The following is a 13,718-nucleotide window of genomic DNA, read 5'->3' as shown; positions in this document are numbered from 1 at the left end:
CGCTCGCGCGCCCCCCGCGCGCCCCGCCGTCTCCTCCCGCGCCGTGCGGCGCGCCTGCCGGGCCCCCCGCCCCGGTGCGGCCGTCCGGACGGTGCCGGAGGGTCAGAAGCGGAAGTTGCCCAGCACCCCGGCGACGTTCGTGGTGACGTCCTTGATCGTGGGCGCGATGGACGAGCTGGCCAGGTAGAAACCGAGCAGCATGCAGACCACCGCGTGTCCGGCCTTCAGTCCGGATTTCCGGACCAGCAGGAAGACGACGATCGCCAGCAGCACCACCAGTGAGATCGAGAGTGCCACGGCGGTTCACCTCCATGTGAGTACGGTCGGGACGAGGAACGGAGCAACGACAGCACGACGGGTGCCAGCGGGTCTATACCCACCTAGCGCTACGGATCATAACTATCCGCATCCACGCATTGATCGGTGCACGGCAGCACGAGGGGCGCACAGGGGGTGGGGAGTTGGGGAGTGTGGCCGGAAACCGCCCCCGCGACACGCGGAATTGAGGCTCCGGGCGCGTCGGCGGCGGCCTACCAGCCCGGCGGGCGCGAGCTCGGCGGCGGGGGTCCGAACCCACCGCCGCCGGGCGACGGCGCGGGCCCGTACCCGTCGTAGACGTTGGGGGCGAGCCGGGGCGGCGGGTCGCCGGGGACGCCCCGGCGGCCCAGCAGCAGGACCAGGGCCGCCGCGGCCAGCAGGTGGAAGGCCCAGCTCGCGACGGTGAGCCGTTCGACCCCGCCGAGCGCCCCGAAGTCCGCGAACAGGCCCGCCCGCACCGCCAAGGACACCCCGGCCGCCCCGCTCACCCCCACCAGCCCCGCCACCACCAGCCCGAGGGGCCGGGAGTGCACCGCGCGCAGCAGCGCGCCGACCGCCGCAGTGAAGGAGATCACAACGAGAATCAGACAGGCCCAACCCGCCGGAATGCCGAGCAGTTGGAGCCCGTCCCCGCTGCCGGTGAAGCGGTCCGCATAACGGGACAAGGAGCCGGAATCCTGGACGAAGGCGTACACCTCCCAGGCCGCCCCCACCAGCCCCACCGCCACCAGCAGCACCGCGGACACGATTCCCGCCGCCCGCCCCGGGCGCGTCGGGACGCACGCCGGGGCCCCGTCCGTACGCCCGTACGACCCTGGCGCTCCCTGGCCGGAACGCACCGGCCGGCGGCCCGCCGCGACCGTGATCAGCAGGACCGCCGCGAGCCCCAGCACGAGGAACGTGGACACCATGGCCCGCATCCGCAGCCCGTGCGGGTACACCTCTGCGAAGCCGTCCGCCCACAGCGCCGGGACCCGTAGGGCAAGGGTCGTCAGGGCGGTCACGGCGAGGGCCGACGCGGCCACCGGGGAGCGCGGGACGAGGACCGCCACGACGACGTACACGAGGAGAAGGCTCAGGTCGTAGAGCGTGCTGGCGGTGAGGAAGCGGTCGGGGCCGCTGCCCGCCCAGGCCCACCAGAGGCGGGCGGGGTCCGCGACGAGGCGCAGGTCGCGGAGGATCCAGGCGCCCGTCAGGAGGGCCAGGAGCAGGCAGACCCCGCTGCCGGTGAACCGTGCGCCGCGTACCAGTGACTGAGGCTGCCCCGTCGCTCCCATGACTGAATGGTCCCCTCTGGTAAGGGAGTTGAACAAGGGGCCGGAGACCGGCCGGGGGACCCGCCGCTCATGACGGGTGACCGGCCCGGGGACCCGCCGCCACGACGGGCGACCGGCCGGGGGCGTGGCGCGCCCCGGCCGGTCCACGGCACCCGCACGGCCGTACTCCCGATCCTCCCGCGCGCAGATGTCGCGCGCGTTGCCCGCCGGTAACGGGCGGCGTCAGCGCGGGACCACCGTCCGCTCCTCCGCGAAGTGGCACGCCGAGTCGTGCGCGGCCGGGGTGTCCGCGCCGCGGAAGACCGCCGGGACGGCCAGCAGCGGCACCTCCAGCGCGCACCGCTCCTGCGCCTTCCAGCAGCGGGTGCGGAAGCGGCAGCCGGACGGCGGGTCGGCCGGCGAGGGCACGTCGCCGCTGAGGATGATGCGCTCGCGGTGGTCGCGGGCGGTGGGGTCCGGGACGGGGACGGCCGACAGGAGCGCCTGGGTGTACGGGTGGGTGGGGTGCTCGTAGATCTCGGCGTCACTGCCGATCTCGACGATCCGGCCCAGGTACATCACGCCGACCCGGTCGGAGATGTGCCGCACGATCGAGAGGTCGTGGGCGATGAAGAGGTAGGACAGGTCGAACTCGTCCTGGAGCTTCTCCATCAGGTTGATGACCTGCGCCTGCACGGACACGTCGAGCGCGGAGACCGGTTCGTCCGCGACGATGATCTCCGGGTTGAGGGCCAGGCCGCGGGCGATGCCGATGCGCTGGCGCTGGCCGCCGGAGAACTGGTGCGGATAGCGGTTGATGTACTCGGGGTTGAGCCCGACCACGTCCAGCAGGTCCTGCACCTTGCGGCGCCGGTCCCCCTTGGGCGCCACCTCGGGGTGGATCTCGTACGGCTCGCCGATGATGTCGCCGACCGTCATGCGCGGGTTCAGCGAGGTGTACGGGTCCTGGAAGACCATCTGGATGTTGCGGCGCACCGCCTTCAGCGCACGCCCGGACAGCGCGGTGATGTCCTCGCCCTTGTAGCGGATCGCCCCCGCCGTGGGCTTCTCCAGTTGGACGAGCATCCTGGCGACGGTCGACTTGCCGCAGCCCGACTCGCCGACGATGCCGAGCGTCTCGCCCCGGCCGAGGTCGAAGGAGACGCCGTCGACCGCCTTGACCGCGCCGACCTGCTTCTTGCGGACGATGCCCTGGGTGAGCGGATAGTGCTTGACCAGGTCCCGCACCTCCAGGATGGCCTCGCCCGCGGAGACGCTCCGGGTCGAGGGACCCGCCCAGGAGCCCGCCTCGGTCGCCCCGGACCCCTCCCCCGCCTTCTCGTGACCCGTCTCAGGCATCGAGCGTCTCCTTCCAGAAGTGGCAGGCGCTCTGGCGGTCCGCGGCCACGTCGTACAGCGGCGGCACCTCGCTGCGGCAGATGTCCTGGGCCATCGGGCAGCGCGGGTTGAAGGCGCAGCCCGGCGGGATGTGGAGCAGGTTCGGGGGCAGGCCCTTGATCGCGTACAGCTCCTGGCCCTTCTGGTCCAGGCGCGGGATCGACGCGAGCAGTCCCTTGGTGTACGGGTGGGCGGGGTTCGCGTAGATCTCGTGGACCGGGGCGGTCTCGACGATCCGGCCCGCGTACATGACGGCGATCTTGTCGGCGACGTCGGCGACGACGCCCAGGTCGTGGGTGATCAGGATGAGCCCCATGTTGAGCTCGCGCCGGAGCTCCGCGAGCAGGTCCATGACCTGGGCCTGCACGGTCACGTCCAGGGCGGTGGTCGGCTCGTCCGCGATGATCAGCCTGGGCTCCAGGGCGAGCGCCATCGCGATCATGATGCGCTGGCGCATGCCGCCGGAGAACTGGTGCGGGTACTGGCCGACCCGCTCCTTGGCGGCCGGGATGCGCACCCGGTCCATCAGCTCGACGGCCTTCGCGCGGGAGTCCTTCTTCGACATCCCGCGGTGCACCACGAACATCTCGCCGAGCTGCTCCCCCACCGTCAGGACGGGGTTCAGCGAGGACAGCGCGTCCTGGAAGATCATGGCCATCTCGGCGCCGCGGATCTTCCTGCGCCGGTCCTCCTTGAGCTTGAGGACGTCCTGGCCCTGGAAGAGGATCTCGCCCTGCGGGATGCGTCCGGGCGGCATGTCGAGGATGCCCATGACGGCCTGCGCGGTCACCGACTTGCCGGAACCGGACTCGCCGAGGACGGCGAGGGTCTCCCCCTCGTCGACGCTGTAGTTGACCCCGTTGACGGCCTTGGCGACGCCGTCGCGGGTCTTGAACTCCACGTGCAGATCGCGTACTTCGAGCAGCATGTCAGCAGCACCCGCTATCGCAGCTTGGGATCGAGGGCGTCGCGGACCGCGTCGCCGAGCATGATGAACGCGAGGACCGTGACGGCCAGGGCGCCCGCCGGCCACAGCAGCATGTGCGGCGCGTTGCGGACGTACGCCGAGGCCGAGGAGATGTCGATGCCCCAGGACACGGTGGGCGGCCGCAGACCGACCCCGAGGTACGAGAGGGTGGCCTCCAGCGCGATGTACGTGCCCAGCGCGATGGTCGCGACGACGATGACCGGCGCGATCGCGTTGGGGGTGATGTGCCGCAGCAGCATCCGGGAGTTGCCCGCGCCGAGCGCCCGGGCGGCCTGCACGTAGTCGTTCTGCTTGGCGGTGATGACCGAGCCGCGCGCGATGCGGGCGATCTGCGGCCAGCCGAGCAGCACGATGAAGGCGATCACCGGCCAGACCGTGGTGCCGGGGACGACCGAGAGGAAGACCAGGCCGCCCAGGACGACGGGGATGGCGAAGAAGACGTCCGTGATGCGGGAGAGCAGCGCGTCGAACCAGCCGCCGAAGAAGCCCGCGAGGCCGCCCAGGACGCTGCCGAGGAGGGCGACGCCGAGGGTGGCGCAGACGCCGACCGTCACCGAGGCCCGCGCTCCGTAGACGGTGCGGGTGTAGACGTCGCAGCCCTGGCCGTTGAAGCCGAAGGGGTGTCCGGGCTGGGAGCCCTGCTGGGCCTTGGCCAGGTCGCAGGCGAGCGGGTCGCCGGACGCGATGGCGGAGGGCCACAGCGAGATGAAGACCAGGAAGGCGATGATCAGCCCCGAGAGGAGGAACACGGGGTTGCGGCGCAGGTCGTGCCAGGCGTCCGACCACAGGCTGCGCGCCCTGTCGCTCCGTCCGGGGCCGGGGGGCTGTTCCAGGCTGGCGCCCTCGTCGAGCGCGAGGTCCATCGCGCCGCCCGCTCCGGCGGTGGAGATCGCGGTGTCGTCCTTGCGGGGAGTGGGCTCAGGCATACCGGATCCTCGGGTCGAGAACGGCGTACAAGAGGTCGACGATCAGGTTCGCCACCAGGTAGACGAGGACCAGGATGGTCACGAAGCCGACGACGGTCTGCGAGCTCTGGCGGACGATGCCCTGGTAGAGCTGGTAGCCGACGCCGTGGATGTTGAAGATGCGCTCGGTGACGATCGCGCCGCCCATCAGGGCGCCGACGTCGGTGCCGATGAAGGTGACCACCGGGATCAGGGAGTTGCGCAGCAGGTGCCGGGAGACGACCCGGCGGCGCGGCAGGCCCTTGGCGACCGCGGTGCGGACGTAGTCGGCGCGGGCGTTCTCCGCGACCGAGGTCCGCGTCAGGCGGGTGACGTACGCCAGCGAGACGGACGCCAGCACCAGTCCCGGCAGCAGGAGTTCGTCGAAGGCGGCGTCCGGGGAGACGGCCGGTTTCACCCAGCCCCACTTCACGCCGAGCAGCAGTTGGAGCAGCAGGCCGGTGACGAAGGTGGGGACCGAGATGACGATGAGGGTGAGCAGCAGGACCCCGGTGTCGACGGGGCGGCCCCTGCGCAGTCCGGTGAGGACGCCGAGGCTGATGCCGATGACGATCTCGAAGACGATCGCGACCAGGGTCAGCCGGGCGGTCACCGGGAAGGCGGTGCCCATCAGCTCGGTGACCTTCTGGCCGTTGAAGGCGCGGCCGAAGTCACCGGTGAAGAGGTTGCCGAGGTAGGTCAGGTACTGCTGCCAGACCGGCTGGTCGAGTCCGAAGTCCTTCTTGAGCTGCGCGGCGACCGCGGGGTCGCACTTGCGGTCGCCGCACAGGCCCGCGACGGGGTCGCCCATGACGTTGACCATCAGGAAGATCAGCAGCGTGGCGCCGAAGAAGACCGGGATCATCTGGAGCAGACGCCGGATCACATAACGTCCCATGACTGGGGGCTCCCGTGGTCGTCGTTACGGTGAACTCGTCAGCGATGGGCGTCAGTTGACCTTGATCTCGCTGTAGACCGGGATGCTGAAGGGGTTCAGCGCCACGTTGGAGACGCGGTCGGAGTAGGCGACACTGCCGTTCTGGTACCAGAGCGGGATGGCGGCCATGTCGTCGGCGACGGCCTTCTCGGCCTTCTGGTAGGTCTCGACGGCCTTCTTGGTGTCGACCTCGGCGTTGGCCTCGTTCATCAGCTTGTCGAAGGCGGGGCTGGACCACTTGCCGTCGTTGGACGAGGCGTCCGTGTAGTACAGCGGCTCCAGGAAGTTCTGGATCAGCGGGTAGTCCATCTGCCAGCCCGCCCGGAAGGGGCCGTCCATCTCGCCCTTGGTGACCTTGCTGCGGAAGTCCGCGAAGGTGCCGATGGGGTTGCCGACGCAGGCCCGGTTGTCGCCGAGGGCGTTGTTGATGCTGTTGCAGACGGCGTCGACCCAGTCCTTGTGGGAGCCGCCGTCGGCGTTGTACGAGATCTTGAGCTGGCCGCCGGGGATGCCGCCGCCCTCGGTGATCAGCTTCTTGGCCTCGGCCGCGTCGTACTCGCAGTCGGCGCCGCACAGCCCGGCCTTGTAGCCGCCCTCCTCCTTCAGGACCGGGGAGGTCCAGTCGGTGGCGGGGGTGCGGGTGCCGTGGAAGATCGACTCGGTGATCTGCTTGCGGTTGATCGCCCGGGAGATGCCCTTGCGGACCTTGGCGGCGCCCTCGGTCTTCCACTCCGGCTTGTAGAAGGGGAAGGCGAGGGTCTGGATGATGCCGGCGGGCGGGCTGGCGTACCGGCCGCCCACGTCGTTCTTGACGTTCTGGAGCTGGGCGGCGGGGACGTCGTCGAGGAGGTCCAGGTTGCCGGCCACGAGGTCGTTGTAGGCGGCGGTGTTCTCGGTGTAGACGCGCAGGTCCACGCCGTTGTTCTGCGCCTTGTCCGGGCCCGGGTACTCCCCCCACTTCTTGAGGTTCATCGCGGAGCCCTTGGCGTAGTTCTCCACCGTGTACGGGCCGTTGCCGACGGGCTTGGACACCCAGGCGTCGTGGTCGTCGAAGAAGGCCTTGGGCAGCGGGGCGAAGGCCGCGTAGCCGAGGGTCTCGGGCCAGGTGGAGAACTTCTGGTTGAGCTTGACCGTGAAGGTCTTCTCGTCGACGACCTTGAGGCCGGACAGGGTCTCGGCGATGGGGTCGCCCTTCTCCGGGTGGACCTTGTCGTAGCCCTCGATGTAGCCGAAGAAGGGGGCGCCCTTCTGCTTGTTCTTGACGTTGGCCCCGTAGTTCCAGGCCCGTACGAAGGACTCGGCGGTGACCTTCTCGCCGTTGGAGAACTTCCAGTCCTTGAGCTTGACCGTGAAGTTCTGGGCGTCGGTCGTCTCGATCTTCTCGGCGACCATGTTCTCGGCGGCGCCCGTCTTCGGGTTGTACCGCTTGAGGCCGCGCGTGACCATGTCGAGGACCTTGCCGCCCTGCACCTCGGTGGTGTTGGCGGGCTCCAGGGGGTTCTGCGGGTCGCCCCACCAGGCGCTGAGCACGCCGTCCCCGCCACCGCCGCCGCCGCTGCCGCCTCCGCAGGCGGTCGCGGCGAGTGCGACGGCGGCCGCGGCTGCGGCCCATTTGGCGTGCCTGGCTCCGCGCATGGGGTGCCTCCTGGAGTCCCGAAGATGACCTAGGGACCCATATCACCCCATTTGACAGGGTGCCGCATCTCCACTCCGCCATACGCGGCGTGTCCGGTACGGGGCGGGGACGGCTGCCCGGCGGACGTGCCGTCAGGGGCGCGGGGAACCGCGCGACCAGCCACGACGGAGCCGCACGGGACGGAGGACCACGACGGGTCCGCACCCGCCCACGCGTCCGCGGACACGACACCGCCCCCGCTCCGAGGCGACTCGGAACGGGGGCGGTGCGTCAGGTCCTGGCAAGGGAACGGCTCAGGCCGCGCCCACCACGTCCTTGACCTCGGCGAAGTGGCACGCCGACTCGTGGGCCGCCGGAGTGTCCGTGCCCACGAAACGCGTCGGGATCGCCAGCAGCGGCTCCTCCTGCGCGCACTTCTCCTCCGCCTTCCAGCAACGCGTCCGGAAGCGGCAGCCCGACGGCGGGTTGGCCGGCGAGGGCACGTCACCGGTGAGCACGATCCGCTCGCGGTGGTCGCGGGCGGTCGGGTCCGGGACGGGTACGGCCGACAGGAGCGCCTGGGTGTACGGGTGGGTCGGGTACTCGTAGATCTCGGCGTCGGAGCCGATCTCCGCCATCTTGCCCAGGTACATCACGCCGACGCGGTCGGAGATGTGCCGCACGATCGAGAGGTCGTGCGCGATGAAGACGTAGGACAGGTTGAACTCGTCCTGGAGCTTCTCCATCAGGTTGATCACCTGCGCCTGCACGGACACGTCCAGGGCCGAGACGGGCTCGTCGCAGATGATGATCTCGGGGTTGAGGGCCAGGCCGCGGGCGATGCCGATGCGCTGGCGCTGGCCGCCGGAGAACTGGTGCGGATAGCGGTTGATGTACTCGGGGTTGAGCCCGACCACGTCCAGCAGGTCCTGCACCTTGCGGCGCCGGTCGCCCTTGGGCGCCACCTCGGGGTGGATCTCGAAGGGCTCCCCGATGATGTCGCCGACCGTCATGCGCGGGTTCAGCGAGGTGTACGGGTCCTGGAAGACCATCTGGATGTTCCGGCGGACGGCCTTGAGGGCCCGGCCGGTCAGCTTGGTGATGTCCTGGCCCTTGTAGAAGACCTCGCCCGCGGTCGCCGTCTCCAGCGTCATCAGCAGCCGGGCGACCGTGGACTTGCCGCAGCCGGACTCGCCCACGATGCCGAGCGTCTCGCCCTGGTAGAGGTCGAAGGAGACCCCGTCCACGGCCTTGACCGCGCCGACCTGGCGCTTGAAGAGGATGCCCTGGGTCAGCGGGAAGTGCTTGACCAGGTTGCGGACCTGGAGGATCGGCTCCCCGCGCTGCACCGGCGCCTCGATGGCGGCGACGGCCTCCTCGACCGAGGCGGCGTCCACCGTCTCGACCTCGGTGACGTTGGGGGTCGCGTCCACGGCCTCATCGGACTTGTTGAGCTCAGCCATGGATCGTCTCCTTCCAGAAGTGGCACGCGCTACCGCGGCCGGGCAGTTCGGCGCCGTCCTGCTCGGTGACCTGCACCAGCGGCGGGATGTCCGTGCGGCACACGTCCTGCGCCATGGGGCAGCGCGGGTTGAAGGCGCAGCCCGACGGGATCTTGAGCAGGTTCGGCGGGAGACCCTTGATCGCGTACAGCTCCTGGCCCTTCTGGTCCAGGCGCGGGATCGATTCGAGCAGTCCCTTGGTGTACGGGTGGGCCGGCCGCGCGTAGATCTCGTGGACCGGGGCGGTCTCGACGATCCGGCCCGCGTACATGACCGCGATCTTGTCCGCGACATCGGCGACGACGCCGAGGTCGTGGGTGATCAGGATCAGGCCCATGTTGAACTCGCGCTGGAGCTCCGCGAGCAGGTCCATGACCTGCGCCTGCACCGTCACGTCCAGGGCCGTGGTCGGCTCGTCCGCGATGATCAGGTCGGGCTCCAGGGCGAGCGCCATCGCGATCATGATGCGCTGGCGCATGCCGCCGGAGAACTGGTGCGGGTAGTCGTTCACCCGCGCCGCGGCGGCGGGGATCTTGACCTTGTCCATCAGCTCGATGGCCCTGGCCTTGGCCTCCTTCTTGGAGAGGCCGAGGTGCACCCGGTACATCTCGCCGAGCTGGTAGCCCACGGTGAGCACGGGGTTGAGGGACGAGAGCGCGTCCTGGAAGATCATCGCGATCTTCCGGCCGCGGATCCTGCGCCGCTCCTCGTACCCCATCGTGAGCATGTCCTGCCCGCGGTAGAGGATCTGGCCCTGCGGGATCTTGCCCGGCGGCATGTCCAGGATGCCCATGATCGCCTGCGCGGTCACGGACTTGCCCGAGCCGGACTCGCCGAGGACGGCGAGGGTCTCGCCGGCGCCGACGGAGTAGTTCACACCGTTGACCGCCTTGGCCACACCGTCGCGGGTGTGGAACTCGACGTGCAGGTCGCGCACTTCGAGCAGCGGGGTGTTGTCGGATTCGCCCGCTCCGGAGAGGGGGGCACTTGCGGTTTCTTCGATGATCGTCACGACGCCCTCCTAGCGCAGCTTCGGGTCGAGGGCGTCACGGACCGTGTCACCGAGCATGATGAACGCGAACACCGTAAGGAAGAGCATTCCGGCCGGGAAGATCAGCACGTGGAGGTTGTTGCGGATCTCCTCGCTGCCCGCCGAGATGTCGATGCCCCACGAGATGGTCGGGTCGGCGAGACCCAGACCAAGGTAGGACAGCGTCGCCTCGGCGGAGATGAAGCCGCCGAGCGCGATGGTGGCGACCACGATGGTGGGCGCGAGCGCGTTGGGCAGGACGTGCCGGAAGATCATCCGGCTGGTCCCGGCGCCGAGGGCGCGGGCCGCGGTCACGTAGTCCGCCTGCTTGGCACTGATCACCGAGGCCCGCATCACGCGGCAGATCGACGTCCAGCCGAGGAACGCGAGCGCCGCGATGACGACGTACACCTTGCGCTCGGTGAAGGCGTTCAGGACGACCATCGTGCCGAGCAGGAAGGGCAGGCCGAAGAAGATGTCCGTGACGCGCGAGATGATCGAGTCGATCCAGCCGCCGAAGTAGCCGGAGATCAGACCCAGCAGACCGCCGATGAGGGTGATCGCGAGGGTCACGCCGACGCCGACCAGGATCGACGCACGGGTGCCGTGGATGACGCGTGCGTAGATCGACCGGCCCTGGATGTCGTAACCGAACCAGTCCGCCTGGAAGAAGTGCCCCAGCTCGGGCTTGGTCAGGTAGTTGTTGGTCAGGTCGCCGGCCCGCGGGTCGGCGCTGGTGAACAGGCCGGGGAAGGCCGCGATCACCAGCAGGACGAACAGCATGGTCGCCGCGGTCCAGAACATCGGGCGGTGGCGCAGGTCGTACCAGGCGTCGCCCCAGAGGCTGCGGGGCTTGCCGGTGGACTCCCTCTTGACGGCCTCGGGGGCCGCGTCCGCTGCCGGGGGCGCGATGGCGTCCACGGCGGCGTCGGTCTTGGACTTGGTCACGTCAGGCATACCGGATCCTCGGGTCCAGGACCGCGTACAGCAGGTCGACGATCAGGTTGATCACCAGGATGATCAGGACGAACACGGTGACGATTCCGACGATGGTGGAACCCTCACGCTGCTGGAGCGCCCGGAAGAGCAGGTTGCCCACTCCCTGGACGTTGAAGATGCCCTCGGTGACGACGGCGCCTCCGATGAAGCCGCCGATGTCGGTGCCGACGAAGGTCACCACGGGGATCAGGGAGTTGCGCAGCAGGTGCACTCCGACGATGCGGCGTCGGGGCAGACCCTTGGCGAGGGCGGTGCGCATGTAGTCCGCACGCAGGTTCTCGGCGAAGGTCGTGCGCGTCAGCCGTGCCACGTACGCCATGGAGAGCATGGCCAGGACGAAGCCCGGTAGCAGCAGCTGGGTGATGTCCATCGAGTCCTCGACGTTCGGAGCCACCCATCCCAGGGTGTCCGCGAAGACGTAGCGGGCCAGGTAGCCCATGATGAACACCGGCACCGAGATGACCACGAGGGTGAAGAGCAGGACGCCGGTGTCCGGGGCCTTGCCCACCTTCAGACCGGCCCACGCGCCGAGCGCGAGACCGATGATCAGCTCGATGGTGAGAGCGACGATCGTGAGGCGGATGGTCACCGGGAAGGCGGCGGTCATCTCGTCCCAGACCGGTCGGCCGCCGAAGGTGTTCCCGAAGTCGAGCTGGAACAGGTCCTTCATGTAGTTGACGTACTGCATGTAGAGGGGCTGGTCGAGCCCGAACTCCTTGCGCAGTGAGGCCAACTGGGCCGGGTCCGCACCCTTGTCGCCGAACATGGCCCTGATCGGGTCGCCGGGAAGGATGTGAACCATAAGGAAAATCAACAGAGTGGTCCCGAGGAACACCGGGATCATCTGGAGCAGTCGCCGAGCGACGTAGCGCCCCATCATGCCTCCATGCCGTGAGGGGTCGGCGATGGCCTTCGCAGTTGTTCTCCGCCATGGGGTGTGGGCGGCGAGTTGACGGGCCTACGCCTGCCTGCCGACGCCGCCCCCGGACAGGGGCGGCGCCGGCAGGCCGGTTCTGAGAAGACTTACTTCTTGGCCTTGACCTGAACGTCGGTGAAGATCGGGTCGCCGTCCTGGCCGTACACGATCTTGCCGAACACGTTCTTGGACTGGCCCGAGTTGTTCTTGTAGAACCACAGCGGGATGGCCGGCATGTTCTTCGCCAGGAGCTGCTCGGCGTCCTGGTACATCTTCACGGTCTCGTCGAGCGTCTTGGCCTTGTCGGCCTTGGCGGCGAGCTCGTCGAACTCCTTGTTGGAGTAACCGCTGGTGTTGCCGGCGGCCGTCGTGCCGTACAGGTCACGCATGAAGTTCGAGTTGACCGGGTAGTCGAGCACCCAGCCACCGCGGTACATGGACTTGACCTTCTTGCCGTCACGGGCGTTCAGGTCGGTCGCGAAGTCCGGCTTCGAGTCGCCGACGCACTCGACGCCGGTGGCCTGGCGGATGGAGTTGCAGACCGCGTCGACCCACGCCTTGTGCGGCTGGTCGGCGTTGAACTGGATCGAGATCTTGTTGCCCGGGACGCCGCCGCCCTCGGTGATGAGCGCCTTGGCCTTGGCCGCGTCGAACTTCGTGATGTCGCCGAGGGCGCCGGCCTTGTAGCCGAGCACGCCGCGGGCGACGTAGGAGTCCGCGGGCTCACGGGTGCCGTTGAGCACCGTCTTGGTGATCGTCTCGCGGTCGATCGCCATCGAGAGGCCCTGGATGACCTTCGGGTTGATGCCCTTGAACTGGTCCGTGTAGAACGCCGGGACGATCGACTGGACGGCCGAGTACTCCTGGTCGATCGCGCGGTCGCCGAGGTCCTGCTTGTAGTTCTTCAGCGCGGTGACCGGGACCTGCTCGATCCAGTCGAGCTGGTCCGAACGCAGTGCCGAGTAGGCCGACTCCGCGGTCGTGTAGTTCTTGAAGTCGATGCCACCGTTCTTGGCCTTGTTCGGGCCCTGGTAACCGTCGAACTTCCGAACCTTGATGACCTTGTTGTGCTCCCACGACTCGAACTTGTACGGGCCGTTGCCGATCGGCTTCTGGCCGGCGGCCTTCGGGTCCTTGAAGAAGGACTCCGGCAGCGGCGCCCAGACGTCGTAGCCGAGCTTGTAGGCGAAGTACGAGACCGGGCCGGTCAGGTTGATCGTGAAGGTGTTCTCGTCGACGACCTTCAGACCCTCCATCTCGGTCTTGGTCGGGTCGCCCTTCTCCGGGTGGACATCGGCGTAGCCCTTGATGTCCTGGAACCAGCTGGAGTTGGTCTGGTTGTTCTTGACGTTGGCCGACCAGTTCCACGACTTCACGTAGGACTGCGCGTTGACCGGGGTGCCGTCGTGGAACTTCCAGCCGGGCTTCAGCTTGACGGTCCAGACGCTGGAGTCCTCGTTCGGCGTGACGGACTCGGCGTTGACCATCTCCAGCTTGCCGGTGCCGGGCTCGTAGTCGACCAGGCCGGAGAAGACCGTGCGCAGCACGCGGCTGCCCTGGCTCTCCTTGGCGTTGGCCGGCTGGAGCGGGTTCTGCGGCTCGCTGAGCTGGGCGACCAGGATCCCGTTCGGGTCGGCCTTCCCCTCGCTCATGCCGCCGCCGCTCTTCTTCTCGTTGCCACCGCAGGCGGTAGCGGCCAGAGCCACGACTATCGCGCCTGCGACCCACTTGGCGCTCTTGGCACCGCGCATGGGTTCCTCCTCATGAGTCCACTTGTTAACTGCAAGAGAGGGCACAGGTGCACTCGCCGACACC

Annotated in this window: 12 protein-coding genes; all 12 read right to left on the bottom strand. The window is 68.8% G+C overall.

Annotated elements, in window-relative coordinates:
• Positions 1–102 precede the first annotated feature (102 nt).
• On the bottom strand, positions 103–297 hold the full coding sequence (locus ACZ56L_RS21180; protein ID WP_345228597.1) for a DUF2304 family protein: 195 nt from the start codon (positions 295–297) through the stop codon (positions 103–105).
• A 233-nt stretch (positions 298–530) separates the two neighbouring features.
• Positions 531–1,595: a hypothetical protein gene (locus tag ACZ56L_RS21175; protein WP_471065583.1), complete on the bottom strand. Its 1,065-nt coding sequence runs from the start codon at positions 1,593–1,595 to the stop codon at positions 531–533.
• Between the two features lie 222 nt (positions 1,596–1,817).
• Positions 1,818–2,933: an ABC transporter ATP-binding protein gene (locus tag ACZ56L_RS21170; RefSeq protein ID WP_345228599.1), complete on the bottom strand. Its 1,116-nt coding sequence runs from the start codon at positions 2,931–2,933 to the stop codon at positions 1,818–1,820.
• Entirely contained in the window at positions 2,926–3,900 is a 975-nt protein-coding gene (locus ACZ56L_RS21165) for an ABC transporter ATP-binding protein (RefSeq protein ID WP_345228600.1), read from the bottom strand. Before ACZ56L_RS21165 ends, ACZ56L_RS21170 begins: the two co-directional genes overlap by 8 nt.
• A gap of 14 nt (positions 3,901–3,914) precedes the next feature.
• Complete coding sequence (locus tag ACZ56L_RS21160; protein ID WP_345228601.1) at positions 3,915–4,886, bottom strand: ABC transporter permease; 972 nt, start codon at positions 4,884–4,886, stop codon at positions 3,915–3,917.
• Positions 4,879–5,802, bottom strand: a complete 924-nt coding sequence (locus ACZ56L_RS21155) for an ABC transporter permease (RefSeq protein WP_345228602.1) — start codon at positions 5,800–5,802, stop codon at positions 4,879–4,881. Before ACZ56L_RS21155 ends, ACZ56L_RS21160 begins: the two co-directional genes overlap by 8 nt.
• 51 nt (positions 5,803–5,853) lie before the next feature.
• Complete coding sequence (locus tag ACZ56L_RS21150) at positions 5,854–7,476, bottom strand: peptide ABC transporter substrate-binding protein (RefSeq protein WP_471065580.1); 1,623 nt, start codon at positions 7,474–7,476, stop codon at positions 5,854–5,856.
• A 294-nt stretch (positions 7,477–7,770) separates the two neighbouring features.
• Complete coding sequence (locus ACZ56L_RS21145; protein ID WP_345228604.1) at positions 7,771–8,919, bottom strand: ABC transporter ATP-binding protein; 1,149 nt, start codon at positions 8,917–8,919, stop codon at positions 7,771–7,773.
• Positions 8,912–9,970, bottom strand: a complete 1,059-nt coding sequence (locus ACZ56L_RS21140; RefSeq protein WP_345228605.1) for an ABC transporter ATP-binding protein — start codon at positions 9,968–9,970, stop codon at positions 8,912–8,914. Before ACZ56L_RS21140 ends, ACZ56L_RS21145 begins: the two co-directional genes overlap by 8 nt.
• A gap of 9 nt (positions 9,971–9,979) precedes the next feature.
• Entirely contained in the window at positions 9,980–10,945 is a 966-nt protein-coding gene (locus tag ACZ56L_RS21135) for an ABC transporter permease (protein ID WP_345228606.1), read from the bottom strand.
• Positions 10,938–11,864, bottom strand: coding sequence for an ABC transporter permease (locus ACZ56L_RS21130; protein ID WP_345228607.1), 927 nt, complete (start codon positions 11,862–11,864; stop codon positions 10,938–10,940). The genes ACZ56L_RS21135 and ACZ56L_RS21130 overlap by 8 nt, the downstream gene beginning before the upstream one ends.
• A 146-nt stretch (positions 11,865–12,010) precedes the next feature.
• Positions 12,011–13,654 carry a peptide ABC transporter substrate-binding protein gene (locus tag ACZ56L_RS21125; protein ID WP_345228608.1) on the bottom strand — a complete coding sequence of 548 codons (1,644 nt, stop codon included), beginning with the start codon at positions 13,652–13,654 and terminating at the stop codon, positions 12,011–12,013.
• Between the last annotated feature and the right edge of the window lie 64 nt (positions 13,655–13,718).

It is taken from the genome of Streptomyces sp. NPDC039736 (assembly GCF_055596485.1).
The sequence above is the reverse complement of the archived record's forward strand: the minus strand, read 5'-3'. Positions and strand labels throughout refer to the sequence as shown.

What these genes read in the sequence shown, in the direction of transcription:
- ACZ56L_RS21170 (WP_345228599.1), bottom strand. Translation starts at nt 2,933, where the DNA reads ATGCCTGAGACGGGTCACGAGAAGGCGGGGGAGGGGTCCGGGGCGACC.
- ACZ56L_RS21135 (WP_345228606.1), bottom strand. Translation starts at nt 10,945, where the DNA reads ATGCCTGACGTGACCAAGTCCAAGACCGACGCCGCCGTGGACGCCATC.
- ACZ56L_RS21150 (WP_471065580.1), bottom strand. Translation starts at nt 7,476, where the DNA reads ATGCGCGGAGCCAGGCACGCCAAATGGGCCGCAGCCGCGGCCGCCGTC.
- ACZ56L_RS21175 (WP_471065583.1), bottom strand. Translation starts at nt 1,595, where the DNA reads ATGGGAGCGACGGGGCAGCCTCAGTCACTGGTACGCGGCGCACGGTTC.
- ACZ56L_RS21125 (WP_345228608.1), bottom strand. Translation starts at nt 13,654, where the DNA reads ATGCGCGGTGCCAAGAGCGCCAAGTGGGTCGCAGGCGCGATAGTCGTG.
- ACZ56L_RS21155 (WP_345228602.1), bottom strand. Translation starts at nt 5,802, where the DNA reads ATGGGACGTTATGTGATCCGGCGTCTGCTCCAGATGATCCCGGTCTTC.
- ACZ56L_RS21130 (WP_345228607.1), bottom strand. Translation starts at nt 11,864, where the DNA reads ATGGGGCGCTACGTCGCTCGGCGACTGCTCCAGATGATCCCGGTGTTC.
- ACZ56L_RS21160 (WP_345228601.1), bottom strand. Translation starts at nt 4,886, where the DNA reads ATGCCTGAGCCCACTCCCCGCAAGGACGACACCGCGATCTCCACCGCC.
- ACZ56L_RS21145 (WP_345228604.1), bottom strand. Translation starts at nt 8,919, where the DNA reads ATGGCTGAGCTCAACAAGTCCGATGAGGCCGTGGACGCGACCCCCAAC.
- ACZ56L_RS21165 (WP_345228600.1), bottom strand. Translation starts at nt 3,900, where the DNA reads ATGCTGCTCGAAGTACGCGATCTGCACGTGGAGTTCAAGACCCGCGAC.